This is a genomic window from Streptomyces sp. RKAG337, from assembly GCF_023701715.1.
GTDB lineage: Bacteria > Actinomycetota > Actinomycetes > Streptomycetales > Streptomycetaceae > Actinacidiphila.
In genome coordinates this window covers 2,164,631-2,190,717 of record NZ_JAJOZA010000001.1, presented here as the reverse complement: position 1 = coordinate 2,190,717, position 26,087 = coordinate 2,164,631, and the positions used below count along the sequence as shown (strand labels likewise).

Annotated in this window: 25 protein-coding genes; 11 read left to right on the top strand and 14 right to left on the bottom strand. The window is 71.5% G+C overall.

Annotated elements, in window-relative coordinates; translation table 11 throughout:
- The first annotated feature begins 173 nt into the window (after nucleotides 1–173).
- A complete protein-coding gene (locus tag LNW73_RS09585) occupies nucleotides 174–500 on the top strand; it encodes an ATP/GTP-binding protein (protein WP_250989642.1) in 327 nt (108 codons plus the stop codon).
- 8 nt (nucleotides 501–508) lie between these two features.
- Here LNW73_RS09585 and LNW73_RS09580 read toward each other — a convergent pair whose 3' ends face one another.
- The 7 genes from LNW73_RS09580 to mce all read right to left on the bottom strand — a co-directional run bounded on the left by LNW73_RS09580 (nucleotide 509) and on the right by mce (nucleotide 9,948).
- Nucleotides 509–1,402 (bottom strand): ABC transporter permease, encoded by an 894-nt coding sequence (locus tag LNW73_RS09580; protein ID WP_250989641.1) that lies wholly within the window; start codon nucleotides 1,400–1,402, stop codon nucleotides 509–511.
- The gene (locus tag LNW73_RS09575) at nucleotides 1,399–2,733 is read right to left on the bottom strand and encodes an ABC transporter ATP-binding protein (RefSeq protein ID WP_250989640.1); all 1,335 of its coding nucleotides are present in this window, start codon (nucleotides 2,731–2,733) and stop codon (nucleotides 1,399–1,401) included. The genes LNW73_RS09580 and LNW73_RS09575 overlap by 4 nt, the downstream gene beginning before the upstream one ends.
- A 110-nt stretch (nucleotides 2,734–2,843) precedes the next feature.
- On the bottom strand, nucleotides 2,844–3,614 hold the full coding sequence (locus tag LNW73_RS09570) for an ABC transporter permease (protein ID WP_250977773.1): 771 nt from the start codon (nucleotides 3,612–3,614) through the stop codon (nucleotides 2,844–2,846).
- Between the two features lie 2 nt (nucleotides 3,615–3,616).
- Nucleotides 3,617–4,636 (bottom strand): ABC transporter ATP-binding protein, encoded by a 1,020-nt coding sequence (locus LNW73_RS09565; protein WP_250977774.1) that lies wholly within the window; start codon nucleotides 4,634–4,636, stop codon nucleotides 3,617–3,619.
- Between the two features lie 114 nt (nucleotides 4,637–4,750).
- Nucleotides 4,751–5,689 (bottom strand): cellulose-binding protein, encoded by a 939-nt coding sequence (locus LNW73_RS09560; protein ID WP_250989639.1) that lies wholly within the window; start codon nucleotides 5,687–5,689, stop codon nucleotides 4,751–4,753.
- A gap of 103 nt (nucleotides 5,690–5,792) precedes the next feature.
- A complete protein-coding gene (gene scy / locus LNW73_RS09555; protein ID WP_374118063.1) occupies nucleotides 5,793–9,344 on the bottom strand; it encodes a polarized growth protein Scy in 3,552 nt (1,183 codons plus the stop codon).
- A gap of 175 nt (nucleotides 9,345–9,519) precedes the next feature.
- Nucleotides 9,520–9,948: a methylmalonyl-CoA epimerase gene (gene mce, locus LNW73_RS09550; protein ID WP_138357147.1), complete on the bottom strand. Its 429-nt coding sequence runs from the start codon at nucleotides 9,946–9,948 to the stop codon at nucleotides 9,520–9,522.
- Between the two features lie 163 nt (nucleotides 9,949–10,111).
- On the opposite strand from mce, the gene LNW73_RS09545 reads away from it, so the two are divergent.
- Nucleotides 10,112–11,287, top strand: a complete 1,176-nt coding sequence (locus LNW73_RS09545; protein ID WP_250980332.1) for an acetyl-CoA C-acetyltransferase — start codon at nucleotides 10,112–10,114, stop codon at nucleotides 11,285–11,287.
- 176 nt (nucleotides 11,288–11,463) lie between these two features.
- A complete protein-coding gene (gene meaB / locus LNW73_RS09540; RefSeq protein WP_250989638.1) occupies nucleotides 11,464–12,417 on the top strand; it encodes a methylmalonyl Co-A mutase-associated GTPase MeaB in 954 nt (317 codons plus the stop codon).
- A 203-nt stretch (nucleotides 12,418–12,620) separates the two neighbouring features.
- Here meaB and LNW73_RS09535 read toward each other — a convergent pair whose 3' ends face one another.
- From LNW73_RS09535 to LNW73_RS09515, 5 genes are all read right to left on the bottom strand, one after another.
- Nucleotides 12,621–13,094, bottom strand: a complete 474-nt coding sequence (locus tag LNW73_RS09535) for a MarR family winged helix-turn-helix transcriptional regulator (protein WP_250989637.1) — start codon at nucleotides 13,092–13,094, stop codon at nucleotides 12,621–12,623.
- 92 nt (nucleotides 13,095–13,186) lie between these two features.
- Nucleotides 13,187–13,975 carry an AIM24 family protein gene (locus LNW73_RS09530; protein WP_250992863.1) on the bottom strand — a complete coding sequence of 263 codons (789 nt, stop codon included), beginning with the start codon at nucleotides 13,973–13,975 and terminating at the stop codon, nucleotides 13,187–13,189.
- A 5-nt stretch (nucleotides 13,976–13,980) separates the two neighbouring features.
- The gene (locus tag LNW73_RS09525) at nucleotides 13,981–14,631 is read right to left on the bottom strand and encodes an AIM24 family protein (protein WP_138357144.1); all 651 of its coding nucleotides are present in this window, start codon (nucleotides 14,629–14,631) and stop codon (nucleotides 13,981–13,983) included.
- A complete protein-coding gene (locus tag LNW73_RS09520; protein ID WP_138357143.1) occupies nucleotides 14,631–15,269 on the bottom strand; it encodes an AIM24 family protein in 639 nt (212 codons plus the stop codon). Before LNW73_RS09520 ends, LNW73_RS09525 begins: the two co-directional genes overlap by 1 nt.
- A 2-nt stretch (nucleotides 15,270–15,271) precedes the next feature.
- Complete coding sequence (locus LNW73_RS09515) at nucleotides 15,272–16,081, bottom strand: DUF2127 domain-containing protein (protein WP_250989636.1); 810 nt, start codon at nucleotides 16,079–16,081, stop codon at nucleotides 15,272–15,274.
- A gap of 185 nt (nucleotides 16,082–16,266) precedes the next feature.
- Here LNW73_RS09515 and LNW73_RS09510 point away from each other — a divergent pair, with 185 nt between their 5' ends.
- Both LNW73_RS09510 and LNW73_RS09505 read left to right on the top strand, forming a co-directional pair.
- Complete coding sequence (locus LNW73_RS09510; RefSeq protein WP_138357140.1) at nucleotides 16,267–16,608, top strand: DUF3817 domain-containing protein; 342 nt, start codon at nucleotides 16,267–16,269, stop codon at nucleotides 16,606–16,608.
- Nucleotides 16,605–16,946 (top strand): MTH1187 family thiamine-binding protein, encoded by a 342-nt coding sequence (locus tag LNW73_RS09505; protein ID WP_250989635.1) that lies wholly within the window; start codon nucleotides 16,605–16,607, stop codon nucleotides 16,944–16,946. The genes LNW73_RS09510 and LNW73_RS09505 overlap by 4 nt, the downstream gene beginning before the upstream one ends.
- A 26-nt stretch (nucleotides 16,947–16,972) precedes the next feature.
- Here the strand turns inward: LNW73_RS09505 and LNW73_RS09500 are convergent, their stop codons facing one another.
- A complete protein-coding gene (locus LNW73_RS09500) occupies nucleotides 16,973–17,956 on the bottom strand; it encodes an ArsR/SmtB family transcription factor (RefSeq protein ID WP_250989634.1) in 984 nt (327 codons plus the stop codon).
- Nucleotides 17,957–18,140: 184 nt separating this feature from the next.
- Here LNW73_RS09500 and LNW73_RS09495 point away from each other — a divergent pair, with 184 nt between their 5' ends.
- Nucleotides 18,141–19,325 carry an MFS transporter gene (locus tag LNW73_RS09495; RefSeq protein WP_250989633.1) on the top strand — a complete coding sequence of 395 codons (1,185 nt, stop codon included), beginning with the start codon at nucleotides 18,141–18,143 and terminating at the stop codon, nucleotides 19,323–19,325.
- A gap of 149 nt (nucleotides 19,326–19,474) precedes the next feature.
- On the opposite strand, the gene LNW73_RS09490 is transcribed toward LNW73_RS09495, so the two are convergent.
- Nucleotides 19,475–20,659, bottom strand: coding sequence for a lipid II:glycine glycyltransferase FemX (locus tag LNW73_RS09490; protein ID WP_250989632.1), 1,185 nt, complete (start codon nucleotides 20,657–20,659; stop codon nucleotides 19,475–19,477).
- Nucleotides 20,660–21,027: 368 nt separating this feature from the next.
- Between LNW73_RS09490 and murJ the strand changes: the two genes are divergently transcribed.
- The 5 genes from murJ (at nucleotide 21,028) to LNW73_RS09465 (ending at nucleotide 26,073) form a co-directional block, all read left to right on the top strand.
- Nucleotides 21,028–22,614 (top strand): murein biosynthesis integral membrane protein MurJ, encoded by a 1,587-nt coding sequence (gene murJ, locus LNW73_RS09485; RefSeq protein WP_250992862.1) that lies wholly within the window; start codon nucleotides 21,028–21,030, stop codon nucleotides 22,612–22,614.
- Between the two features lie 102 nt (nucleotides 22,615–22,716).
- Entirely contained in the window at nucleotides 22,717–23,226 is a 510-nt protein-coding gene (locus LNW73_RS09480; RefSeq protein ID WP_250977782.1) for a SigE family RNA polymerase sigma factor, read from the top strand.
- The gene (locus LNW73_RS09475; protein ID WP_250989631.1) at nucleotides 23,219–24,145 is read left to right on the top strand and encodes a hypothetical protein; all 927 of its coding nucleotides are present in this window, start codon (nucleotides 23,219–23,221) and stop codon (nucleotides 24,143–24,145) included. The genes LNW73_RS09480 and LNW73_RS09475 overlap by 8 nt, the downstream gene beginning before the upstream one ends.
- 14 nt (nucleotides 24,146–24,159) lie before the next feature.
- On the top strand, nucleotides 24,160–25,413 hold the full coding sequence (locus LNW73_RS09470) for a L,D-transpeptidase (protein WP_250989630.1): 1,254 nt from the start codon (nucleotides 24,160–24,162) through the stop codon (nucleotides 25,411–25,413).
- A gap of 147 nt (nucleotides 25,414–25,560) precedes the next feature.
- Nucleotides 25,561–26,073 (top strand): MarR family winged helix-turn-helix transcriptional regulator, encoded by a 513-nt coding sequence (locus tag LNW73_RS09465; RefSeq protein WP_250977785.1) that lies wholly within the window; start codon nucleotides 25,561–25,563, stop codon nucleotides 26,071–26,073.
- The last annotated feature ends 14 nt before the right edge of the window (nucleotides 26,074–26,087 follow it).

The following is a 26,087-nucleotide window of genomic DNA, read 5'->3' as shown; positions in this document are numbered from 1 at the left end:
CACTAACGCTTGACACGTGCCAAAGGCACGGCCTGCCGCAGCGATTTCATGATTTTCGGCAACGGATGTCGGACGGGGGCGGGTGGGGGCGCGATCGGAGGTACGTCCGCCCTGTGACCCGCCGCGTATTCTGGGACGAGCCGCCCCGATCCGACCGAACCGCGAGGTGTCCCATGTCGCCGCGTCGAAACCACCCGCGCGGTGGTGACAGCCCCGCCGACCGTCCCGGGGAATCGGGCACGGGCCGCGGTCCCGAGCGTACCGAGACCTGGCAGGGTGAGGAGTGGTCGGTCCGGCCGATCGCCGGAAGTGCCGCGGGCAAGGCCTACCGGTGCCCGGGCTGCGACCAGGAGATTCCGCCCGCCGTCGGGCACTTGGTGGCCTGGCCGGAGTACGGCGGCGGTGTCGACGACCGCAGGCACTGGCACCGGGCGTGCTGGAACGCGAAGGACCGCCGCACCACGAGGGTGCAGCGGTCCCGTAACGCACCGCGCTACTGAGGAAGCGGTCAGACGTCGCGCTTGGCCAGTACCGCGTAGGCGCCGGCCAGGGCGATCGCCGTGATGATCGCCAGCAGCCCGAGGCCCGGCCAGCCGGTACTGGTGCCGCCGTCCATCGGGATCCGGTACATGGACGCGAGCCCGTTGAGCGCCGAGTACTTGATCAGGAAGTCGCGCAGCGAGTGCATGCTCTCGGCGAACATGAAGAGCGCCAGGATCAGCGGCAGCAGCACCACGCCCATCATGGCCGTGATCGCGCCCGCCGAGTGCCGCAGCAGGGTGCCGATCGCCAGCGAGAGCAGACCGAGCAGCGCCACGAACAGACCGGCGCCGACGGTGGCGCCCAGCCACTGGCCGCCGTGGGCGACGACCTTGCCGGCCTCGATCGAATCCCGCATCACCGAGTCCTCGTAGGCCGAGGACGGGACCTTCTGGTCCGACAGGGCCGCGGAGTTGATGAGCGCGGTGATCCCGCAGGCCGCGGTCGTCGTCACGAACGACAGGCCGAAGAAGACGATCGCCTTGGCGGTGAGCACCCGGGAACGGCTCGGGCAGGCGGTGAACGTCGTACGGATCATGCCGGTGCTGTACTCGGAGGTCACCACCAGGACGCCGAGGGTGATCACCGCGAGCTGGCCGAGCATCAGCCCGAACAGGCCGCCGCTGAGCAGCGGCGCCCCGACGTAGTCGCTGCTGCTCATCGCCATGGTCACCAGCAGGCCGATGCCGATGACGACGGCGAGCATCACGCTGATCGTCCACACGGTGGACCGCACCGTGCGGATCTTCGTCCACTCGGACTTCAGCGCGTGCGCGAGCGTGGTGTTCTGCACCGGGATCGGCGACGTGTACTGCTGGGTGTACGCGTAGGGAGCGCCGGGGGCGGGGACGGGGGCGGTCATCGGGCGTCCTCGCTGTCGGACTTGTTGAGGCTGGGAGCGGTGGGCGGAACCACGGGGGGCGCGGCGGGCGCGGCCGGCGGAGCCGGGGCGACCGGGGCGGCAGGCACGACCGGCGGCTGCGCGGGTACCGCGGTGGTCGCCGCGTACGGCTGCGGCGGCGGTCCCGCGGGCTGCTGGCCGTAGGGCTGCGCGTAGGGCTGGGCGGGCTGTGCCGGCGGCTGGGTGTACAGCTGCTGCTGGGCCTGCTGCGTGGGCGGCTGGCCCCAGCCGGCGGGCGCCTGCTGCTGGTAACCGGCCGGCGGGTAACCACCCTGCGGGTAACCGCCCTGCGGGTACTGGCCCTGCGGCGGGTAACCGGCCTGCTGGTAGCCCTGCTGCGGGTGCGGGGCGGGCTGCTGCAGCCCCTGGCGCAGGTCCTCCGTGGAGCGGTAGTCCACCGCGCCGCTGGTCATCCGCATGTACGCCTCTTCCAGCGAGGCCTGGTGCGGCGACAGTTCCCAGAGGCGTACGTCGATCTCGTGCGCGAGGTCGCTGATCCGCGGCAGCTCCAGGCCGGTGACGCGCAGGGCGCCGTCCTGCTCGGGCTGCACGAGGCCGCCGGCCTCGCTGAGCGCCTTCGACAGCTTCTCGCGCATCCCGGCGTCGTCGGGGGTGCGGACCGTGGCGTGCGCGGTCGAGTTGCGGGCGATGAAGTCCTTGACGCTCATGTCGGCGAGCAGCTGCCCGCGGCCGATCACGATCAAGTGGTCGGCGGTCAGCGCCATCTCGCTCATCAGGTGGCTCGACACGAAGACCGTGCGGCCCTCGGCGGCGAGCTTCCGCATGAGGTTGCGGACCCAGAGGATGCCCTCGGGGTCCAGGCCGTTCACCGGTTCGTCGAAGAGCAGCACCTCGGGGTCGCCGAGCAGGGCGCCCGCTATGCCGAGCCGCTGGCCCATGCCGAGCGAGAAGCCCTTGGAGCGGCGCGACGCGACGTCCTGCAGCCCGACGACGCCCAGTACTTCGTCCACCCGGCGGGCCGGGATGCCGGACAGCTGCGCCAGGCACAGCAGGTGCTGGCGCGCGCTGCGGCCGCCGTGCACGGCCTTGGCGTCGAGGAGCGCGCCGACTCTGCGGGGGGCGTTGGTCAGCTGCCGGTACGGCTGGCCGCCGATGGTGACACGGCCCGCCGACGGGTCGTCCAGGCCCAGGATCATCCGCATGGTGGTGGACTTGCCCGAGCCGTTGGGTCCGAGGAAGCCGGTCACGGCGCCCGATCGGACCTGGAACGACAGGTTGTACACAGCCGTCTTCGCGCCGTAGCGCTTGGTGAGGCCCGTTGCCTCGATCATGCTTGCCCCTCGCCTTCAACCGGGGCACGTGCCCCCGTGAGGTTTAGGAGGCTACAGGGGCATGAACGGTTCCAGCAGGGGTGTACTTCCGGTACCCCTGCCGGTATCGCTCACGCGTCGCGGTTCTTCAGGACCACGTAGCCGCCGATGAGGGCGGCGGCGACCCAGACCGCCATGATTCCCAGCCCGGCCCACGGGCCGTACGGCGCCGGGTTGTCCTCCTGCACCACGCGCATGATCTGCTGGCCGGCCTGGTCGGGGAAGTACTTCGCCACCGTCTTCACCTTCGGCACCGCCGACAGGATCGGTGAGATGAGGAAGAAGAACGGCATCAGGATGCCCAGGCCGAGCATCGGGCTGCGCAGCATCGTCGCGACGCCCACGCAGAACAGCACCAGGAACGTCATGTAGAGCCCGGTGCCGAACACCGCGCGCAGCACGCCCGGGTCGCTGATCGTCACCTTGTGGCTGCCGAGGAGCGCCTGGCCGAGGAAGAACGAGATGAAGCTGGTGGCCATGCCGACCACCAGCGCGAGCGCTCCGGCGACGACGACCTTGGAGAAGTAGAACGAGGCGCGCTGCGGGACCGCCGCGAGGGAGGTGCGGATCATGCCCGAGCTGTACTCGCTGGCGATCACCAGGACGCCGAACACGATCAGCGCGAGCTGACCGAGTGCCATCCCCGCGAAGCTGGAGCTCGTCGGGTCGAAGGTGGCCCGGTCGCCCTCCGACATGTCGCTGAAGGTGCTCTTGATGACCAGACAGATGACCGCGCTGAGCGCGACGGTGACGATGAACGCCAGCGCCAGCGTCCACACCGTGGACCGTACCGTCCTGATCTTGGTCCATTCCGACTGCAGGACCGCGCCGGGAGCCGCCATGGTCAGGACTCCTTTCCGGTGCTGGGGGTGCTGTCCTTGCCGCCGGACCAGCCGGCGCCCCACTGCGGGGCGGCGGGGTCCGTGACGGGTACCGCACCGGCCGGGTCACCGGCGAGGTGCCCGCCCGCGTGGTATTCCACCGAGTCGGCGGTGAGCTGCATGAAGGCTTCTTCCAGTGAGGCCCGCTGCGGGCTCAGCTCGTGCAGGGTCAGCTGGTGCTTCGCGGCCAGCTCGCCGATCCGCGCCGGATCGCCGCCCTCGATCTCGAAGGAGCCGTCGCCGGTGACCACCGGGGTGATCTGCGCGGCGGCCAGCGCGTCCCGCAGCCGCTCCGGATCAGGGGTCCTGACCCGGACGTACGAGCGGGAGTTCGTCGCGATGAAGTCGGCCATCGAGGTGTCCGCGAGCAGCCGGCCCTGGCCGATGACGACCAGGTGCTCGGCGGTCAGCGCCATCTCGCTCATCAGGTGGCTGGAGACGAAGACCGTACGACCCTGGGCGGCCAGATCCTTCATCAGGTTGCGGATCCAGTGGATGCCCTCGGGGTCGAGCCCGTTGACCGGCTCGTCGAACATCAGGATCTCGGGGTCGCCGAGCAGGGCGCCCGCGATGCCGAGCCGCTGGCCCATGCCGAGCGAGAAGCCCTTGGACCGCTTCTTCGCGACCGAGGACAGGCCGACGGTCTCCAGCACCTCGTCGACCCGGGAGGCCGGAATGCGGTTGGACTGCGCGAGGCACAGCAGGTGGTTGTACGCGGTGCGGCCGCCGTGGATGGCCTTCGCGTCCAGGAGGGCGCCGATGTACTTGAACGGCTCGCTGAGCTCCCGGTAGTGCTTGCCGTCGATGCGCACATCGCCCGCGGTCGGGTTGTCCAGATCCAGCATCATCCGCATGGTGGTGGACTTGCCCGCCCCGTTCGGCCCGAGGAAGCCGGTCACCACGCCGGGGCGCACGGTGAACGTGAGGTGGTCGACAGCGGTCTTGTCCCCGTACCGCTTGGTGAGCCCCTGCAGTTCAATCATTGTCCCAACGTAATGTCCGACCGGGCCTCCGTCACGCCAAAAACCCCCATCCGAGGAGGACGGGGGCTTCTGGTGATGGGGGATCAGCGGGAGGGGTGTGCCCGCTTTGTGGTGTTACCTGCCCTGCTGCGCCGGGACGCCGCGGGAGATCGGCTCCTCGTCGGCCGGGCCGGTGGCCGCGGCCACCGCCGCACCGGTGAGGGTGGCCAGCATCTCGCGGACGTTGGTCAGCTGGGCGTTGATGCTGTCGCGGCGGTTGGTGAGCGCCGCCAGCTCGCGCTCGGACTCGCTGCGGATCCGGTCGGCCTTCGCGTTCGCGTCCGCGACGATGTCCTCGGACTGGCGCTGGGCCGTCTCCACCGTCTGGCGGGCGCGGCGCTCGGCGTCGGTACGGAGCTTCTCGGCCTCCAGGCGGAGCTGCTCGGCGCGGTGCTCGATCTCCGCCAGGCGCTTCTCGGCCTTGGCCTGACGCGACGCCAGGTCACGCTCGGACTGCTCGCGGCGCTTGGCCAGGTTCGTCTCGAAGTCGGCTGCGGCCTGGGCGGCCTTGGCACGGGTCTCCTCGAAGAGGGCGTCGGCCTCCTCGCGCTTGGCCTGGGCGTCCTTCTGGGCCTCGCCACGCAGCTGCGTGGAGTCGGACTTCGCCTTGTCGACGATCCGGGCGCCCTCGTCCTCGGCCTTGGACTTGCGGTCCGCGGCGAAGGTCTCGGCGTCGTTGCGCACCTGGTTGGCGGCGGACTCGGCGAGCTCGCGGTGCTGCTCGGCCGCGCGGCGGGCCTCCTCACGAAGGTCCTTCGCCTCCTCCTCGGCGAGGCGGAGGATCTTCTCGACGCGGGCACCGAGGCCGGCGTACGACGGCTCGGCGTCGTTGACCTGCGCCTGCGCGTTCTGGGTCTCGAGGTGTAGCTCCTCGATGCGCTTCTCCAGCGCGGTGATCCGGGTCAGTGCGCTATCACGGTCGGCGACGAGCTTGGTGATGCGGTCGTCCACCTGACCGCGGTCATATCCGCGCCGAACGAGTTCGAAGCCGAAGGGGGAGGAGGTGTCACTCATGGGGTTCCTGTCAATTCAGACCGGGTGAGGTGATAGAGGGAATCCTAGGGGCCCGGACGGCGTGTCACCGAGCCATTGCCTATTAGGTATGGAGAATGTCCGCTCAATCGAGTGGAGCATCGTCGTTGCGCTTGCCCCCCGAACGGGTGGTTCCGGCCCCCGCACCGGCGGTCACCGCGTTCTTCCCGGCTCCTGGGGTCTCGAATGACTCCAACGCCTCCAGGACGTCCTGGACACGGGAGATCTCGGCATTGATGTCCTGTCGGCGGCGCACCAGGATCTCCAACTCGCGCTTGCCCTCGGTGACCGTACGCTCCGCCTCGGCCCGGGCCTCCCCCTTGACCCGCTCCGCATCCCGATCCGCGTCGGCCTTCTTCTGCTCGGCCTCCTTGAGCAGCCCCTCGGCCTTCTTCACGGCGGCGATCCGTACCTTGCTCGCCTCGGACGAGGCCGTGGACTTGAGCTCCTCGGCCTTCGCCTCGGCCTCGGTGAGCTGCTCGGTGGCGGCCGCGACCAGCTTGTCGACGCGCTCGCCGGCCGTCCGCATCTGCTCGGAGGACTCCTTGCGGGCCCGCTCGTGCAGCTCCTCCACCTCGGACTCGACGCGGTTGCGCAGTTCCTCGGTGCGTTCCCTTATCGACGTGGCGTCCCGGCGCGCCTCGCCGAGCAGGGTGTCCGCGTCCGTACGGGCCCGCTCGACCAGTCCGTTGCACTCCAGCGTCGCCTCGGCGAAGATCCGTTCGGCCTCGGTGCGGGCGGCACCGACCATCGTGTCGGACTGCTCCTCGGCGGCCGCCCCGATCCGCACCGCCTCGGCCTGCGCCTTGGCGATCAGCTCATCCGCCTGCTCGGCGGCCTCGCTGCGGCGGCGGTTGGCGGCCTCGCGGGCCTCGTCGCGGATCCGGTCGGCCTCGGCGCGGGTCGCCTCCGACTCGCGCTCGGCGGTGTCCAGCGCGTCCTTGGCCAGGATGCCGAGACGTTCGGCCTCCTCACGGGCCTTGGTGATCAGCTGGTCGGCCTGGCCGGCGGCCTCGGTACGGCGGCGGTTGGCGTCGTCACGGGACTCCGTGCGCAGCTGCTCGGACTCCTCGATCGCCTCGGAAACGGTGCGCTCCGCCAGCGACTTGGCGGCGTCCGTCTCCTCCTTGGCGTCGCGGCGGACCCGCGCGGCGTCCTCGGCGGCCCGCTCCCGTTCGGAGTTGGCGTCCGCGTGCAGCCGGTCGGCCTCGCCCTGGGCCTCGGTACGCAGCCGGTCGGCGGCGTGCTCGGCGGCGGACCGCAGTCCGGCGATCTCCTCGTCGGCCTGCTCGTGCAGATGCGCGACGGCGTCACGGACCTGCTGAGCGGTCTGCTCGGCGGCGGCGACCAGTTCGGTGGCCCGCGACTCGGCCTCGGCGACCAGCCGGTCGGCCTCGACCCCGGCCTCCTGGACCCGGGTACGGGCCGACGCGAGCAGTTCCTCGCTCTCGCGGCGGGCCTGGGACCGCTCCTGGTCGGCCTCGCCGCGCGCGGCGGCGAGCAGTTCCTCGGCCTCGCGGCGGCGGCGGGCCGCCTCCTCCTGGGCGGCGGCCAGCGCCTCGGCGGCCTCGGTGCCGGTCCGCTCGGCGGCCGCGGCGGCCTCCGCGCGCAGCCGGTCCGCGGTCTCCTGCGCCTCGGCGCGCAGCTGTTCGGCCTCGGTCGCGGCGTCGGTACGCAGCCGCACCGCGATCGTCTCGGCCTCGGCGCGGGTCTGCGACGCGTCGGCCGCGGCCTCGTCACGCAGCCGTACCGTTTCGGCCTCGGCCTGCTCCTGGAGGACCCGGACCCGCTCCGCGGTCTCGTTCCGCAGCCGTTCCGCCTCGTCGGCCGCCTCGCGGCGCAGCCGCTCGGCCTCGCCGCGGGCGTCGCGCAGCGCCTGCTCGGCGGTGGTGACGCGCTGCTCGGCCTCCTCGCGCAGCCGCACCAGGTCGGCTTCGGCGTCGGCCCGCAGCCGCAGCACGGTCTGCTCGGCCTCGCCGCGCTGCCGCAGCACCTCGGCCTCGGCGTCCTCCTTGACCTGGCCGGCCTGCTGCTCGGCCTCGCCGCGCAGCACGTCGGCCTCGGCGCGGGCCCGCTCCAGGGCCTCCTCGGCCTTCTTGTTCAGCGCGGAGGCACGCTCGGTGGACTCGGCCCGCATCCGGTCGGACTCGGTGGACGCGCCCTGGCGCATCTCGTCGCCGTCCGCCTTCGCCTTGGCCAGCAGGCCCTCGGCGGTCCTGGCGGCCTCCTCGATCTGCTGGACGGCCTCACGGCGGGCCTCGCCGCGGATCCGCTCGCCCTCGGCGACCGCGTCGGCCCGCAGCTGCTCGGCCTCGCCGCGCAGCCTGCGCGCCTCCTCCTGCAGCTCGACGGTCTTGGCCCGGTACTCCTCGGTGTCGTCCTGCGCGGCGCCGCGCAGCTCCTGCGCCGACGCCTCGGCCTGGCCGCGCAGCCGCTCGGCCTCCGCCTCGGCCTCGCCGCGGATCCGCTCGGCCTCCTCGGCGGCCGCCCGGGTGGTCGACTGGGCGTCCTGGGACGCCTTCGTCAGCACCTCCTCGGCGCTCCTGGCCGCCTGGGCCAGCTGCGCCGCGGCGTCCTCGGACGCGGCGGACCGCGCCGTCTCCTGGGCCTCGGCCCGGACCCGCTCGGCTTCGGCGACCGCATCGGCGCGGACCTGCTCGGCCTCGGCCTTGGCGGCCTCCGACTCCTTGGTCGCCTCCGTCACCATGCGGGCGATCTCGGCGCGGGCGGTACGGGTGCGCTGCTCGTTCTCGGCCTCGGCCGTGGACAGCCGCTTCGAGGCGGCCGTGTTGGCCTCCTCGCGCAGCCGGTCGGCCTCCGCGCGGGCCTCGCGCAGCGAATCGTCGGCCTCGCGCATCCGCTCCTGGGCGAGCCGGGTGAGCTCGGTGGCCTCCTGGCGGGCCGCGTCGGACTCGCTGAGGGTGGACGTCCGCAGCTGCTCGGCCTGGCTGCTGGCTTCCTGCGCCTGGTTGGAGGCCGCGTTCAGCAGCCGTTCCGCGTCGGTCCTGGCCCGCCGCAGCAGCTGCTCGGCCTCCGACTTCGCGGACTCCGCCTCGGCGGTGAGCCGCTCGCGGGTCTGCTCGGCGATCCGGGTCGCCTCGGCGCGGGCGGCGGCGAGCGCCGTCTCGGACTCGGCGCGGGTCTCGTCCAGCAGCCGGCGGGCCTGGGACTCGCTGCGGGCCCGCAGCTGCTCGGCCCAGGCCACGTTCTCGTTGACGTGGGTCTCGACGGTGGCCCGGCGCTCGCCCAGCTCCTCGTCGAGCTGACGGCGCCGGGCGACGGCCTCGGCATGCCATTCGGCCTCGAAGCGGGACTGCCGCTCGGCCTGTTCCTGCAGCAGGCGCTGGGTGGCGGCGCGCGCCTCGCGCAGCTCGCGCTCCGCGTCGGTGCGCAGCTGGTCCGCCTGGATCTGGGCGTTGCGCAGCAGCTGGTCGGCCTGGTGGCCGATGTTGTCGTAGGCGGGGCGGGCGGCGAGATTGCGGCGTGCCTCGTGAAGTTTGGCGCGCAGAACCTCGACCTGGTAGCCCAGGTCGTCGGCGTGCTCGACGGCCTTACCCCGCTCGGTGCGAAGCCGCTCCATCTCAGCTTCGAACAGCGAGAGGTGATCGTCGGCCTCGTAGCGGTCGTTGCCCCGCACTCCGCGGTCCCATCCGTCCCCTGGCGTTCTCACCCGCCAACCGGGTGAGACTCTCCGGAGCCCTGTTTGCACAGAGCCCTACGGAGAAGTGTGTCTGATCCACGCCGTGGAGCGGGCCGGTACCCCACGCCCACCCGTCGGCTGGGCCACTCTACCGGCCCAAGGGGGGCTGGGGTCAGTGGTCCTTGGCGGCGGTGACCAGCTCGGTGAGGACACCATGGCAGTCCTTGGGGTGCAGGAACGTGATCCGTGACCCCATGGAGCCGATTCGCGGCTCTTCGTAGAGCACGCGGACGCCCTTGCCCGCGATGTCCGCGGCGTCGCCGTCCACGTCCGCGGTGCCGAAGGCGATGTGGTGCACGCCCTCGCCGTTCTTTGCCAGCCATTTGCCGACCGCGGAGTCCTCGCGGGTCGGTTCCAGGAGCTGGAGGTAGGAGGCGCCGCCGTCGGAGGTCTCGTTGATCTTGAGCATGGCCTCCCGTACGCCCTGCTCCTCGTTCACCTCGGAGTGGTGGACCTCGAAGCCGTACGTGGCGCGGTAGAACTCGACGGTGGCGTCGAGATCGAAGCACGCGATACCGATGTGGTCGATGCGAGTCAGCATGGGAACAGTGCACCGCTACCTGACCCGGTAACGCAACGTGCGCGCGATCACACGTTCCGCCCGATGACCGCGCGCTTACCGCTCAGTACATTGACGGTAACCCTCGTTAACTTCTCTCTTCCTCTGCTGAAGGGGCCGCACCATGAGCCAGCCACGTACGTCCGTGATCGTCGCAGGTGCCAGAACTCCCATGGGAAGGCTGCTCGGATCCTTGCGATCCTTTAGCGGCGCCGACCTCGGGGGCGTCGCGATCAAGGCGGCGCTGGACCGCGCGGGGATCGGCGGCGACCAGGTGCAGTACGTCATCATGGGCCAGGTGCTGCAGGCCGGCGCCGGCCAGATCCCGGCCCGCCAGGCCGCCGTCAAGGGCGGCATCCCGATGAACGTCCCGGCCCTGACGATCAACAAGGTCTGCCTTTCCGGCCTTGACGCGATCGCCCTCGCCGACCAGCTGATCCGCGCCGGCGAGTTCGACATCGTCGTCGCCGGCGGCCAGGAGTCGATGACCAACGCCCCGCACCTGCTGCCGAAGTCCCGTGAGGGCTTCAAGTACGGCGCGATCGAGATGCTCGACGCGATGGCCTACGACGGCCTCACCGACTCCTTCGAGAACATTCCGATGGGGGAGTCGACCGAGAAGCACAACACCCGCCTCGGCATCGGGCGTGCGGCCCAGGACGAGATCGCGGCCCAGTCCCACCAGCGCGCCGCCGCCGCGCAGAAGAACGGCCTGTTCGAGGCCGAGATCACCCCCGTCGAGATCCCGCAGCGCAAGGGCGACCCGGTGATCTTCAGCAAGGACGAGGGCATCCGCCCCGAGACCACCACGGAATCGCTCGGCAAGCTCCGCCCCGCCTTCGCCAAGGACGGCACGATCACCGCCGGCACCTCCTCGCAGATCTCCGACGGCGCCGCCGCGGTGGTCGTCATGAGCAAGGCGAAGGCCGAGGAGCTGGGCCTGGAGTGGATCGCCGAGATCGGCGCGCACGGCAACGTCGCGGGCCCGGACAACTCGCTGCAGTCCCAGCCCTCCAACGCCATCGCGCACGCGCTGGCCAAGGACGGTCTGACCGTGCAGGATCTGGACCTGATCGAGATCAACGAGGCGTTCGCCGCGGTCGCCGTGCAGTCGATGAAGGACCTCGGCGTGACACCTGAAAAGGTGAACGTCAACGGCGGTGCGATCGCCCTGGGTCACCCGATCGGGATGTCGGGGGCGCGGGTCGTCCTGCACCTCGCGCTGGAGCTCAAGCGGCGCGGCGGCGGAACGGGCGCCGCGGCGCTCTGCGGCGGAGGCGGCCAGGGCGACGCCCTGATCATCCGCGTCCCCGGCAAGTAGCCTCCCGGCAGGCATGGCCACCGCCACCACCCACCGGCGAGTGAGCCGAAGGGGCGCGTCGTTGTCGGGGGAGGGAGCACGGTCGACCTCCCCCAGACTCCGTCCGGGGGGACCCCCATAACGGCTCTCGCGCCCCGGAGGCGAACCGAGCCCCAAAAAAGAAGGAGCGCGAAGCGATGGACGTCGCCACGCTGGTCGAGCAGGCGCGGGAGGGCAGGCCGCGGGCCGTGGCCCGGCTGATCTCGCTGGTGGAGGGGGCGTCCCCGCAGCTCCGGGAGGTGATGGCCGCGCTCGCGCCGCTGTCCGGCGGCGCGTACGTGGTCGGTCTGACGGGCTCGCCGGGCGTGGGCAAGTCCACCTCCACGTCCGCGCTGGTCACCGCGTACCGCAAGCGCGGCAAGCGGGTCGGAGTACTGGCGGTGGACCCGTCCTCGCCGTTCTCCGGCGGCGCGCTGCTCGGTGACCGGGTGCGGATGTCGGAGCACGCCTCCGACCCGGGCGTCTACATCCGCTCGATGGCGACCCGTGGTCACCTCGGTGGCCTCGCCTGGTCGGCGCCGCAGGCGATCCGGGTGCTCGACGCGGCCGGCTGCGAGGTGATCCTCGTCGAGACGGTCGGCGTCGGGCAGTCCGAGGTGGAGATCGCCGCCCAGGCGGACACCTGTGTGGTGCTGCTGGCGCCGGGCATGGGCGACGGGATCCAGGCCGCGAAGGCCGGGATCCTGGAGATCGGCGATGTCTACGTGGTCAACAAGGCCGACCGGGACGGCGCCGACTCCACCGCGCGCGAGCTGAACCACATGCTCGGGCTGGGCGAGTCGCGCGGCCCGGGGGACTGGCGCCCGCCGATCGTCAAGACCGTCGCGGCCCGCAGCGAGGGCATCGACGAGGTCGTCGAGGCCCTGGAGAAGCACCGCGCCTGGATGGAGGAGCACGGCGTCCTGGACGCCCGCCGCCGCCGGCGTGCCGCTAACGAGGTGGAGAACATCGCGGTCACCGCCCTGCGCGAGCGGATCGGCGACCTGCACGGCGACCAGCGGCTCGACGCCCTGGCGGAACGGATCATCACGGGCCGCCTGGATCCGTACACCGCGGCGGACGAACTGATCGAGAGCGTCACGCAGGTCTAGGTCCCCATCGTCACCTCAACGGGGCAGTGACGCGAGGGGCCGGGATCGCAGGAGGAGGGGTCCGAAATGCTGCCGTGTATTTGTGAGCCGCCAGGCTCGTAAATATACGATTTCGGACCCCTCCTCCGGAGAGCCCGGCCCCGACCCACCCAGCCTCCGGCAGGGAACCCCGCAGGGATTCCCGCAGGGAGCCCCGCAGGGAACTAGCGGCCGCGCGCCGAGCGCAAGTGTTCCGCGATCGGCAGCAGCGCCTTGTGCAGCGCCGCCAGGTCCTCCGCCGGCAGCAGCCCGATGAAGTTCTCCCGGACCGACGCCACGTGGTGCGGCGCGACCTTCCGCATCGTGTCCCAGCCGAGCTCCGTGAGCACGGCGTACAGCCCGCGCCGGTCGGACTCGCAGTTCTCCCGGCGGACCAGGCCGGTGCTCTCCATCCGGGTGATCTGGTGGGAGAGCCGGCTCTTGGACTGGAGAGTGGCGCGTGCGAGATCGCTCATCCGCATGCGCCGGTCGTCGGACTCCGAGAGATTGACCAGGATCTCGTAGTCGTTGTTGGTGAGGCCGAACGGCTGCAGGTCACGCTCCAGCTGGTGCATCAGCAGTCGGCTGACGTCGAGATGTGTGCGCCAGGCGCGCTGCTCGTCCTCGGTGAGCCACTTGGTGCCGTTCTCAGTCTCCATGGGTTGAATTCTACAGGTAGTTGAAAACCGTATGAACGGGCCCCGTAGTCAGCCGGTCACAGCCCGGAACGAACGCCCTCCGGCCACACCGCTCAGAGCCCGAAGCGCCGCTGCAGATCGCCCAGCTGACCGGGCAGCCGCGGCACCTGTCCCTGCTGGCCGCCCGGCGCCCCCGGCACCCCCGCGCCCGGCACGCCGGGCCCGGCGGAGGCCGGCACGCCGCCGGTCGCCGTCTCCGGCATCAGGACCTCGGTGGACTGCAGCAGCACCTGTCCGGCCCCCACGAACTCGAACTGGTGCTCCTCGCCCGACGTCCCGCCGATCCCGGTGAGCGCCCGCAGGCCGCCGAGGACGCCGCGCATGTAGCCGTGGTCGTAGTGGTGGCAGGGGGAGGGGCAGTCCGCCCAGCCGACCAGCGCCTGCGGGTCCACCCGGATCGGCGGCTCCACGAAGTGCACCGCCCCGTTCGAGGCGGCGACGAACTTGCCGGTCCCGATCAGGGTGAGGAAGCCGGGGATGATCGACTGCTTGAGCGCCAGGCCCGGCTGGAAGGCCAGCAGGTTGCCCGACCGGATGGTCAGGTTGCCGTTCTCCAGGTCGAACGAGTTGACGTCGTACGCCCGGTCCGCGAGCAGCAGCTTGCCCTGGCCCTCGGCGACCACCCAGTCCGACGCGTGCATGGGGGAGTGGAAGTTGGCGGCGACCAGCCGGTCGAGCCGGCCGTTGCCGATGCCGTGGAAGTCGATCTGCCCGTAATAGGCGATCATCTTCCCCTTTTGCAGGAACCACTGTCCCTTGAGCTCGACGCTGAACGCGTACGGGTTGACGTTGTCGTCGACCGGCAGCGTGTGCGGATCGTGAATGACGGGCCCACCGGCCATCGCGGTCACAGCTTGTCCTCCGACGCCTGTACGTACACCGTGCCCTGGCCCGACAGTTCCAGCTGGAACGCCTCGCCCGAGCCCCGCCCGACCATGTCCCGCCAGCCCAGCGCCGTGGACAGCTTGTTGCGCACGTCGCCGCGGTGCGCGACGTACGCCTGCGGGTCGACGTGCACCGGGCCCTGGTGGGTGATCGGCAGCTCGATGACGCCGCCGTGTGCCATGACGGCGACCGAGCCCTTGCCCTGCAGCGTGGTGGTGAACAGTCCCTGGCCGGTGACCTGGCCGCGGATCACGCCCATGACGCCGCCCTGCGAGCCCATGAACATCGTGGACTGCTGCAGCGTGCCGTCGAAGGCCAGCAGCCGGTCCGCCTCGACGTAGAGCGTCTCGCCGCTCAGGTCGATGGTGTGGATGTGGTGGCCGCCGTGCCCGAACATCACCGAGCCCTGGCCCTCGACGGTCATCAGCGGTGTCGCCTCGTTGGCGACCCGCCGGCCGATCATCGAGGCGATGCCACCCTGGCCGCCCTGGATGTTCGGCGTGAACGACACCTCGCCGCGGTACGCGAGCATCGCGCCGCGCTGGCTGAACAGCCGCTGGCCGGGCAGGATCTGCGCCTCGACCATCTTGGAATTGATCTTGGTGAACGGCACTAGAGCTGTCCCCCGATCGTGTTGCGCTCGCTGGGCTGCACGTAGACCAGCCCCTCGCCCTCGAAACGGATCTGGAAGCTCTCCCCGGACCCCTCGCCCATCACCGTCCGCCAGCTGATGCCGGTCTGGAAGTGCTGCTGCAGATTGCCGGTGTGCGCCACGTAGGCGCCCGGGTCGACCTGCAGCGGCATGCCCGCCGAGACCCGCAGCACGATCGCCGGACCGTCCGAGGTGATCGCGGCCTGGCCGACGCCCTCGACGGTCGTGGTGAACAGGCCGTTGCCCTGGCTCGCGCCGCGCAGCCCGGTGAAGGTGGTGCCGGTGCGCAGCCCGGGGTCGGTCGCCAGCAGGTTGCTGGCCTCGACGTAGAGCTTCTCGCCGTTCAGCCGCACCAGGTTGATCTCGCTCGCACGGTCGGCGAAGTAGCACGTGCCGTGCCCCTTCACCTCCATGACCTCCATGGATTCGCCGGTCAGCCGGCGGGTCACCATGCCGCGGATCCCCTCACCGCCCCCGGACATCTTCTTGAACGCCATCTGGCCGTCGTAGGCCACCATCGCGCCGTTCTTCGCCTTGACGGCGTCGCCGGTCATCTCCACGGCGAGTACTTTGCTGCCCTGCAATCGGAACATGGCCACGGTCAGACGCTATCCGTCCGTGCGGGAGCCGTCACCGGAATCGGGCGAACAGGCTCTTCCCCGGCGGCGACCTCGACCTCCAGCAGCGAAGCGCCACGGCGCTCGGCCTCGAACGCCTCGACGCCGCCGCGCAGCCCGAACAGCCGCTTCGACAGCGCGATCCACAGCACCGCCAGCACGTTGAGCGTCAGCGTCGCGATCTTGACCCAGCTGACCTTCTCGGTCAGCTCGTAGACCTCCAGCGGCAGGAACGCGGCGGTGGCGACGACCGTCAGGTACTCCGCCCAGCGCTTGCCCCACCAGAGCCCGAACGCCTCGACGATCTCGATCAGCGCGTACACGAGCAGCGCGACGGCGACGATCACCAGCGTCGAGTGCTTGTAGTCGAAGGTCTTGCGGATGGTGTCGACGACCGGGGAGTGGTCCAGGTCGTAGTGGAAGTGCTTGGCGACCGGGCCGAAGACCGAGAGCTGGTCCTCGAAGAGCTTGCGGACGGAGTCCTGGGAGTTGCTGAACCTCCACACCGCCCACGCGGCGAGCACGATGAAGACACCGCGAACCAGCCGCTCGACCGCCAGGAACCGCAGGATGAACAGATCGCGCAGCGCCCGCCCGCGCGGTACCTCGGGCGCCTGGTCGGCCGGCCCCGAGCCGTGCGGCTCGCCCAGCGCGAAGTCACCGCAGCGCAGACAGCGCCAGACCTCGCCGACGGACGTGGTGGCGTGCAGCCGCTCGCGCAGATGGCGTTCGTCCGGCGCGTAGGTGATGTGGCCCCGGCGCGAGCAGTGGCGCCGGTCCCAGTCGAACTTCATGGGTCCCGTTCCCCCGTTTGTTGTCGTCCGTCGGTGTCATTCACGTGTTCTACGTGGAGGGGGACGCTATCGCCCTCCGTGCGGTTCTCGACCCCCGGGGCGGGGTCCGGGGGAGGAGGCGGCGATAATGGACGGGCTTTGTGATCACGTTCACAAGAACCGCCCCCGTCGATGATGAGGAATCCGTGGACATCAAGACCGCCTCCGCCCTGCGCCGGCTCCGCCTGGTCTCCGCCCCCGAGGCGGTCTCCTTCCTCCTGCTGCTGCTCTGCTCGATCCTGAAGCGCACCACCGACTTCAACGCCGTCCCGGTCATGGGCATGGTCCACGGAGTGCTGTTCGTCCTCTATGTCGTCCTGTGGGCCCTGGCCTGGTACCGGGCCAAGTGGACGCTGGGCCGCGGCGCGCTCTACGCGGTGCTGTCCGTGCTCCCCACCGGCGGTTTCTTCGCCGAGCGCATGCTGCGCCGCGAGGCCGAGTCGGAGATCATCGCCGCCCGTGCCCGCCAGGAAGGCGTCGTCGCGTGATCGTCGCCTTCTCGGTCTCCCCGCTGGGCGTCGGCGAGGACGTGGGCGAGTACGTCGCCGACGCCGTCCGCGTCGTCCGGGAGTCCGGTCTCCCGAACCGCACCGATGCGATGTTCACCTCCATCGAGGGCGAGTGGGACGAGGTGATGGACGTCGTCAAGCGCGCCGTCGCCGCCGTCGAGGCCCGTGCGCCGCGCGTCTCCCTCGTGCTGAAGGCCGACATCCGGCCCGGCGTGACGGACGGGATGACGTCGAAGGTCGAGACCGTCGAGCGGTACCTCGCCCCCGCTGCGGACTCCGCCGCGGATCCCGGCACGGACCCCGCCGCCGGGAGCTGAGGGACGCTGGGAGCTGAGGGGCGCCGCTACCCCCCGCCCGTGGCCAGGGTGAGGCCGAGCGGGGTCCTTTCGTACAGCACCCGGTGGCCGTCGCGGTGCGAGGTGAGCAGGCCCGCGTCGCGCAGTACCGACAGATGGGCCGAGACGGACGACAGCGCCAGGTCGTGGCGGCGGGCGAGCCCGCTGGTGGTCGCGGGCGCGTCGAGGTTGGTGAGGATCGCCGCCCGGTTGGGGCCCAGCAGCCGGATCAGCGGCTCGGCGGGCGCGGGGCCCGGCACGGTCCACAGGGTGGCGGTGCCGCGCGCCGGGTAGACCATCGTGGCCTGCCAGGGCGGGTCGAAGCCGCTCACCACGTCCGGCCGGACGAAGACGCTCGGCACCAGCAGCAGACCCTCGCCGCCCAGCGTCCTGACGTGCTCGGCCCGCTGGTCCACCGTGAGCGTGCCGTCCGACCAGCTCACCTTCGGGTGCAGATCGGCGAAGAGCCGCTCCGGGCCGCCGTCGGCCAGCCGGCGGGAGTGGAAGGCCACATCGGCCTCCAGTACGGCGCGCATCCGGGGCCAGAACGGGGCGAGGAGCGTGTCCCAGACCCGGGCCATCAGTTCCGCGAGCTCGTCCACCGTGCGCGCCGGGTCGTCGAGCAGCGCCCGGACCCGCTCGTCGTCGTCGGCGCCCGGAGCCGCCGCCAGCGCCCCGGCCAGGTCCGCGTGGGCCACGGCGGGGTCGGTGCCGCGGACCCGGGCCAGCTCCTCGTCGATCGTGGCGAAGACCCCGTCGGGCGGCGGGCACAGGAAATCCGGGTTGTGGCCGCGCCGCGGCATCACCAGCTCGAACGGGCTGAGGTCGAGCCCGCGGGCCACCGACCGGACCTGTCGCAGCCACGGCAGGTGGTACCCCTGGCGCGCCGGTGTCCGGAGGGTGCGGATCGCCTCCTGGGTCTCCCAGAGCGGTGAGATCGCGAACCGGGAGGACAGCAGATCGTCGGCCGTGAAGTGCATGTGGAACGGCATGATCTCTCCCAAGTTTCGTTTTCAGCCGAAACTGTAGAAGCCATGTCCCGATGTCCGCCAGGCTGCGTCCATGACAACGGAAAACTCAGACTCGGGACTTCAGAAAAGTGACGAGCCGACGTGCGACGGGACAGCGGGGACGACGGCCGATCCCGTCGAGCCGCAGCCCGTCGGATATCGCACGGTGTTCGCGGTCCGTGAGTTCCGGCCGATCTTCGCCGCACACGTACTGTCCATGTTCGGCAGTTTCTTCGCCGAGGTCGCACTGGCGGTGCTGGTGTTCCAGCGCACCGGGTCCCCGTTGCTGACGTCTCTGATCTTCGCGCTCGGCATGCTGCCGTACGCGCTCAGCGGGGTGCTGCTCTCGGGGGTCTCCGACCGGTATCCGGCCCGCCGGGTGCTCGTGACGTGCGACCTGCTCTGCGCGGCCTGCGTCGGAGTCCTGGCGCTGCCGTTCACCCCGCTGGCGCTGCTGTTCCTGCTGCGGGCGGTCCTCGCGATGATCACGCCGCTCTTCCAGGGGACGCGGGCCGCGAGCCTCGCGGACATCCTGGAGGGCGATGCGTACGTCCTGGGCCGTTCCCTGCTGCGGATCGTCTCGCAGAGCGCGCAGATCGTCGGGTTCGGGATCGGCGGCCTGGTGCTGGTGGTGCTGTCACCGCGCGCCGCGCTCACCGTGGCCGTCGGGACCTTCCTCTGCTCGGCCGCGCTGCTGCGCCTCGGCACCCTGAACCGTCCCGCACGGGTCACCGGCAGCGGCTCGATGATGCGGCAGTCGCTGCTCGGCGCCCGCCAGCTGCTGAGCCACCGCAGGATCCGGGCGCTGCTGCTGTGGTGGTGGGTGCCGCCGATGTTCTTCGCGGTGGCCGAGGGGCTGGCGACACCGTTCGCCGCCGCGGCCGGCGCCGGTTCCGCCGGGGTCGGGCTGCTGCTGGCGGCGATGCCGGCCGGAACGGTGGTCAGCGAGCTGGCGGCCGGCACGCTGCTCTCGCCGGCCGCGCGCACCTGGATCGCGATGCCGCTCGCCGGTCTGGCCCTGGTGCCGATGGCGCTGTTCGCCTTCCACCCGCCGCTGCCGGTGGCGATCGGCATCATGCTGGTGGTGGGGCTGTGTTCCGCCTACGCGCTCGGTATGGACAAGTGGTTCGTCGAGGCGGTGCCGGAGGAGATGCGCGGCCAGGCGATGTCGTTGCTGGGCGCGGGCATGATGACGCTCCAGGGCCTGGGCATGACGATCGGCGGCGCGATCGCCGAGGTGGCCCCGCCGTACGCCGTGATCGCCGGGGCCGGGATGCTCGGTCTGGTGAGCACGCTGCTGGTGCTGCGCTCCGTGGCGGCGACCGGCCGCGGCGTGGTGGAGGCGGTCTGAGGACGGACTCCCCTTTGCCGCTGGTCGACGCGCGTAACACCGGGCGGGCAGCGGCCGGTTCCGGGCCGGCCGGCGGCGCGCTGCGGCCCCGTCCTGGGGGCGGCACCCGGCCGCGGCGCCGTACGGTTCAGCGGCGCCCAGGTACACGTTCAGCGCCGCGCCAGGTACGCGTTCATCGCCCGGTGCAAGGTCTTGTTGACCGCGCCCTGGAGCGGCAGCTCCCACTCGCCGAGCGTCTCCACCGCCTCGCCGCCCGTACCGAGCTTCCAGCGCAACAGGCCGAACGAGCGCGCCTCCGGGTCCAGGCTGTCCGGTACGCCCCGCATGTCGTACACGGACGCGCCCAGCACGTGCGCGTCGCAGAGCATCCGCCACTGCAGCGCGTTGCTCGGCCGCACCTCGCGGCGGTGATCGGCGGAGGCACCCGTCTGGTACCAGACCCGGGACCCGTCCGGTGAGACGAGCAGGGTGTGCGCGGCGAGGATCTCGCCGCCGTGGCGGGCGGTGTAGAGCCGCATGGCGCCCGGCCGTTCCGCGTTCAGCACCTCGTACTGGCGCCGGTAGTAGGCCAGATCGCGCCCCAGCCGGAAGCCGTCGCGCTGCTCGGTGACGCCCAGCAGCTCATGGAAGGCCGCCAGCTCCTCCAGGCCCCCGACCGCGGTCTCCACCCCCGCCTTGGCGGCCTTCTTGACGTTCCGCCGCCACTCCTGGTTCAGCCCGGTCCACAGGTCGTCCAGGCCGCGGCCCGCCAGCGGTATCTCGAAGATCAGCCGGGGCTGGGCGTCCCCGTTGGCGCCGTCCTCGCCGCCGCGCCGCCAGCCCGCCTCGCGCAGCCGGTCCGCGACCGCCGCCCCCAGCGGGTCCACCAGGTCCGGCAGGACGTCGCCCATCCGGCGGCCGGGCGCCACCGCGTCCTTGAGGGTGCGCGCCGACCACCGCCGGTACGGCAGCGGCGGCCCCATCCGTACGGCGAAGGCCCCGGTGCCCCGCAGATGGTCCAGCAGCGGCTCCAGCCAGCGGTCCAGGTCCGGCGCGGACCAGTCCAGCACCGGGCCCTCCGGGAGGTACGCGAACGATCTCCGGGTGCCGGGCAGCTGCCGGTACAGCACCAGCGCAGAGCCGACCATCGCCCCGGTGTCGTCGAACCAGCCCAGACTCTCGGCCGACCAGCCCGGTTTGACCCGGGCCCAGGAGGGGCTCTGCAGGAAACTGACCGCGCGCGGGCCGCGCCGCCGCACGAACTCCAGGTGCTCGTCCTCCGTGACGGGACGCAGTCGCAGCCGTGCCGCCGGGCCGGGGAAGGCGTTGCGGGCGGCGTCCTGGTGGGTGGTCATCGTCAAGGCTCGTCCTCCGCGGTGCGGTGGGCCTGATGGCCCGCTCACCTGTCTCACGCCCGACGGGACCGCTATGTGACAGAGATGTTCGCGACAGCGCGCACCGGTTTCCCAAGCGGCCCCAGGACGGGCAGACTTCGGCGTCTGCGCGGCCGACGGCCGCGACCGGCCGGGGAGCACAACGGGTGACATCAGCAGTGGGCAGTGACGCGGGGACCGGCGATCCCGGCGGTCAGGACGCGGTGCGCGGCGCCCCCTTCGGCGGTCCCTGCCCGCCGGAGGCCGCGGCCCCTCCCGCTCCCACGGAACCCGCCGCCGCTTCCACCACGACCGACACCGCCGCCTCGCTGAAACGCAGCGGCAGCGTCATGGCGCTGGGCTCGCTCGCCTCGCGCGCCACCGGTTTCGTGCGCAGCGGCATCATCACCGCCGCCCTCGGCACCACCCTGCTCGGTGACGCGTTCAGCGTCGCGAACACCGTCCCGAACATCCTGTACATCATGCTCATCGGCGGGGCGCTGAACTCGGTGTTCGTCCCGCAGCTGGTGCGCGCCGCCAAGGAGCACGCCGACGGCGGCGCCGCCTACACCGACCGGCTGCTCACCGTCTGCCTGGCCGCGCTGCTGGTGATCACGGCCGGGGCGGCGCTCGCCGCCCCCTGGCTGGTCAGCGCGTACGGGCCGGACTTCACCAGCGGCCAGCGCGACCTGACGATCGCGCTCGCCCGGTACTGCCTGCCGCAGATCCTCTTCTACGGCGTCTTCACCCTGCTCGGCCAGATCCTCACCGCCCGCGACCGGTTCGGCGCCATGATGTGGTCGCCGGTCCTCAACAACGTCGTCGTCATCGCGGTGTTCGGCCTGTACCTCGCGGTCGCGCACGACACGACCGCCGCCGGCACCATGAGCGACGCCAACGCGCTGCTCCTCGGGCTCGGCTCCACCGCGGGCATCGCCGTGCAGGCCCTGGCGCTGATCCCGGCCCTGCGCCGCGCCGGATTCCGCTGGCGGCCCCGTTTCGACTGGCGCGGCTCCGGGCTCATGCAGCCCATGCGGGCCGCCGGGTGGACGCTGCTGCTGGTCTTCGTCAACCAGATCGCGTACTGGGTCGTCACCCGGCTCGCCACCTCGGCCGGTGCCCACGCGCTGGCCGGCGGCAGTCCGGTGGGTGTCGGCTTCGCCGCCTACAGCAACGCCTATCTGCTGTGGGTCGTGCCCCAGGGGATCATCACCGTCTCCCTCGTCACCGCCCTGCTGCCGCGGATGAGCCGGGCCGCCACCGAGGGCGACCACGCGCGGATCGGCGCCGACCTGTCGTACGGGCTGCGCGGTTCGGCCGCCGCGATCGTGCCGGCGGTGCTGGCCTTCCTGGCGCTCGGCCCGCAGATCACCGGGGTCGTCTTCCAGCACGGCCGCACCACCGACGCGGACGCCCAGGCCATCGCCTGGATCCTGATGGCGTTCGCCCTCGGCCTGCCGGCCTTCGCCGGCCAGTACCTGCTGGCCCGCGGCTTCTACGCGCTCGGCGACACCCGTACGCCCTTCTTCCTCAACGTCGTCATCGCCGCCGTCAACGCCGGGCTCGCCGTCGCCTCGTACACCCTGCTGCCCGCCCGCTGGGCCGTGGCCGGCATGGCGGGCGGATACGCGATCGCCTGCTGCGCCGGACTGGCGTGCACGACCTGGGTGCTGCGCCGGCGGCTGAACTGGCGGCCCGCCGTCCTGGGCACGCATGTCCGGCTGGCCGTCGCGTGCCTGCCGGGCGCGGCCGCCGCGTACGGGATCGCCCAGGGCAGCGGGCGGCTGCTCGGCACCGGCTTCGCCGGGGACAGCGCCGGACTGCTGCTCGGCGGCGTCGCGCTCGGCTGCTCCGTCCTGGCCCTGGCGGGCCCGTTGCGGCTGACCGAAGTGCGGTCGCTGGCCGCCCCGCTCCTGCGGCGGCTGCCCGGTCGCTGAAAAGTTTTCCTGATTTCGTTGTCACCTTTCGGGCCCGCCGTGCGTGTACGTAGCGGGAGGGACATTGAACATCCGTACGACACACGCGCCTCCGGGGTGGGTGTGAGCCCGGGCGCGACGCCGCAGAACGACTTCGACGAGTTCTACGCCGTCACCGCGAAACGCCTGGTGGCCGCGGTGTACGCGGTGACCGGCGATCTCGGCGAGGCCGAGGACGCCGTGCAGGAGGCGTATGCCCGCGCGTGGCAGCGGTGGGCGAAGCTCACGGCCGAGGGGGACCCGACGCCGTGGGTGCGGACGGTGGCTCTGCGGCTGGCGGTGAGCACGTGGCGCAAGACCCGCAACCGGGTACGGGCACACTTCAGGTACGGGGTTCCGTCGGACGCGCCCGCACTGGCACCCGACCGGGTGGCTCTGATCGCCGCTCTGCGCGAGCTCGGCGCGGAGCAGCGCACGGCCGTCGTGCTGCACCATTTGATGGACCTGCCGATCGAGGAGGTCGCCCGGGAGACCGGAGTGTCCAACGCGGCGGTACGAACCCGGCTCAGCCGCGCACGCAAGGCGCTGGGCGACCGGCTGACCGAGGAAGAGGAGGTGCCCCTCCATGGCTGACCCGCTCGACGACCGCCTCCGGGACCTGGCTCGCGACACCGAGCCGCTGATCGTCCTCGCCCGTCCCGCCGATGTCCGCAGGCGGGGGGAGCGCCGCCGTGCCCGGCGCCGGGTGGGCGCGGTGGCCGTGGTGGCCGCGGCCGCGCTGGCCGTCGGCAGTTGGGCGGTCCTGCCGCGGCTGGAGAACGGCGCGCAGACCCCGGCGGTCGGTGGCTCCTCCTCGCCGGACCCGCTGCCGACCGACCTGCTGACCGGTGAACTGCTCCCGCCGACCGCGCTGCCCGGGGACTCCTACTGGCACTGGCGCACCGTCGCGGGGGATGTCTCGGCGAAGATCCCGCTCATGCACTGCGGAGCGGCGCTGTACGATCCGGCCTCGGCGAGTGTCCGTTTCTTTCAGGGGAACGAGAACAGCAGCGCGCGGTACGCGATCCACGCTCTCAGCAACGAGGCCAAGGCCGCTGCCGAACTGAACCGCATGCGTGACGAATTGGGCAAATGCGGACTTGTTGCTGCCTACACTGGGAAGGAGAGGGGAACCATGGAGACCGTGTTCCGCGTCTACGCGGCAACGAAGCAGGGCGGCCAGATGAACCAGGTGTGGCTGGCGAACCGGGGCCGGTACGTGTCGGTGCTCCAGGTGGTCATGCCGGTGAGCAAGGGCCCGAATACGCCGTACTTCGACGGGGCGCCGGTGCAGTGCATGGCGCGGTCCCTCGAGCGGCTCGCTCCCCCGTCCACTCCTTCCACCCCGGCCACCCCCGGCACCCCCAGTACTTCTCCGTCTTCCGCATTCGCCGGGGGCTCGGTCGGCGGCGGCGTCGACCAGGCGACCGGGGGCGGGGTCCCGGCGGACCCGCCACCCGATGCGAAGTTCCCGCCGGGCTACTTCCCTTCGACTTCTCCTGACCGCTGCTGATGAGGACATTTCCCGTGACACCCATACGAACGTCCCGCATTCCCTTCTCCCGTATACGTGCCCTGGCCGTGCCGGCCCTGCTGGCCGTCGCGCTCACCGCCTGTGGCGGCGGCGGTGGCGGTGACAACGCCAAGGGCGGCAGCGACAAGGGCGGCGCCGGCGCTCCGGCGGCCGTGCCGGTCACCGTGTCGCCCGCCAACGGCAAGACCGGGGTCGACCCCGGCAGCCCGGTGAAGGTGTCGCTGACCGAGGGCACCATCGGCGCGGTGACCGTCACCGCCGCGGCCAAGAGCAACGACGGCGTAGAGGCCGTGGCGGTCACCGGCAAGCTGGACGCCGCCAAGCACAGCTGGCAGTCCGACCGCACGATGACCCCCGGCACCGCCTACACGGTGAAGGTCACCGCGGCCGACAAGTCCGGCGCGCAGAAGGAACAGACCAGCACCTTCACCACGCTGGCCGCGGCCAAGACCAACGGCGTCACCGTCACCCCGGTGGGCAACGCGGTGGTCGGCGTGGGCCAGCCGGTCTCCATCGCCTTCGACAAGCCGGTCACCAACCGCGCGGCCGTCGAGAAGCAGCTGTCCGTGACGACGACGCCCGCCGTGCAGGGCAGCTGGGGCTGGATCACCGACCCGCTGACCGGCACCCAGCGCGCCGACTGGCGCCCGGCCGCCTACTGGGCCAAGGGCACCAAGGTCACGATGACGGCCAAGCTCAGCGGCCTCGACACCGGCGGCGGCCGCTACCTGCGCCGCGATGTCACCTCCACCTTCACCATCGGCACCGCCCGGGTCTCCAAGGTCGACATCGGCGCCAAGAAGATGACGGTCACCGAGGACGGCAAGACCATCAAGGTCATCAACGTCTCGGCGGGCAAGAGCGACTTCCCGACCTGGAACGGCCGCATGGTCGTGCTCAGCAAGGAGTCCACGATCAAGATGACGTCGGCGTCCGTCGGCATCGCCACCAACAAGGACGCCGCGGACTTCTACGACAAGGACGTCAAGATGGCGGTGCACCTGACCACTTCGGGCACCTTCGTCCACGCCGCTCCGTGGAACGACGCCAACATGGGCAAGGCGAACACCAGCCACGGCTGCGTCGGGATGTCGGACGCGGACGCCAAGTGGTTCTTCGACAAGGCCGTCCGCGGTGATGTCGTCGAGGTCGCCGGATCGACCCGCGCCACCGTCGACAAGGGCAACGGCTACGGCGACTGGAACCTCACCGCCGAGGCGTGGGCCAAGCTGAGCGCCCTGTCCTGACCCGCCCCGGAATCCGTCCCCGGGCCCGTTCCCGAACCGGTCACCGAGCCTGTGCTCGAACCCGTTCCCGAACCGGCCCGGGTGTCTCCGGTTCCGATGGACGAGACAGCCCCTCCCACTATGTGACCGACGGGTAGGCTCATCGGCGTGCCGAAGCCCCTGAGCCTGCCCTTCGACCCCATCGCCCGCGCCGACGAGCTGTGGACCCAGCGCTGGGGACGCGTCCCGTCGATGGGCGCCATCACCTCGATCATGCGGGCCCAGCAGATCCTGCTGGGCCAGGTGGACGCCGTCGTCAAGCCGTACGGGCTGACCTTCGCCCGGTACGAGGCGCTGGTGCTGCTCACCTTCAGCAAGGCCGGCGAACTGCCGATGTCGAAGATCGGCGAGCGGCTGATGGTGCACCCCACGTCGGTCACCAACACCGTGGACCGCCTCGTCGGCTCCGGCCTGGTCGCCAAGCGGCCCAACCCGAACGACGGACGCGGCACCCTCGCCTCCATCACCGACAAGGGCCGCGAGGTCGTCGACGCGGCCACCCGGGACCTGATGGCGATGGACTTCGGCCTCGGTGTCTACGACGCCGAGGAGTGCGGCGAGATCTTCGCGTCGCTGCGCCCGCTGCGGATAGCCGCTGGCGACTTCGAGGACGGGCACTGAAGCGGGCCGGCGTT

Coding starts and splice junctions, on each gene's coding strand:
- LNW73_RS09490 (WP_250989632.1), bottom strand. CDS start 20,659: ATGACCACCCACCAGGACGCCGCCCGCAACGCCTTCCCCGGCCCGGCG.
- LNW73_RS09515 (WP_250989636.1), bottom strand. CDS start 16,081: ATGAAGTTCGACTGGGACCGGCGCCACTGCTCGCGCCGGGGCCACATC.
- LNW73_RS09500 (WP_250989634.1), bottom strand. CDS start 17,956: ATGCCGTTCCACATGCACTTCACGGCCGACGATCTGCTGTCCTCCCGG.
- LNW73_RS09560 (WP_250989639.1), bottom strand. CDS start 5,689: ATGAGTGACACCTCCTCCCCCTTCGGCTTCGAACTCGTTCGGCGCGGA.
- LNW73_RS09585 (WP_250989642.1), top strand. CDS start 174: ATGTCGCCGCGTCGAAACCACCCGCGCGGTGGTGACAGCCCCGCCGAC.
- LNW73_RS09530 (WP_250992863.1), bottom strand. CDS start 13,975: ATGGCCGGTGGGCCCGTCATTCACGATCCGCACACGCTGCCGGTCGAC.
- murJ (WP_250992862.1), top strand. CDS start 21,028: ATGGCGCTGGGCTCGCTCGCCTCGCGCGCCACCGGTTTCGTGCGCAGC.
- meaB (WP_250989638.1), top strand. CDS start 11,464: ATGGACGTCGCCACGCTGGTCGAGCAGGCGCGGGAGGGCAGGCCGCGG.
- LNW73_RS09535 (WP_250989637.1), bottom strand. CDS start 13,094: ATGGAGACTGAGAACGGCACCAAGTGGCTCACCGAGGACGAGCAGCGC.
- LNW73_RS09565 (WP_250977774.1), bottom strand. CDS start 4,636: ATGATTGAACTGCAGGGGCTCACCAAGCGGTACGGGGACAAGACCGCT.
- LNW73_RS09580 (WP_250989641.1), bottom strand. CDS start 1,402: ATGACCGCCCCCGTCCCCGCCCCCGGCGCTCCCTACGCGTACACCCAG.
- LNW73_RS09575 (WP_250989640.1), bottom strand. CDS start 2,733: ATGATCGAGGCAACGGGCCTCACCAAGCGCTACGGCGCGAAGACGGCT.
- LNW73_RS09475 (WP_250989631.1), top strand. CDS start 23,219: ATGGCTGACCCGCTCGACGACCGCCTCCGGGACCTGGCTCGCGACACC.
- LNW73_RS09570 (WP_250977773.1), bottom strand. CDS start 3,614: ATGGCGGCTCCCGGCGCGGTCCTGCAGTCGGAATGGACCAAGATCAGG.
- mce (WP_138357147.1), bottom strand. CDS start 9,948: ATGCTGACTCGCATCGACCACATCGGTATCGCGTGCTTCGATCTCGAC.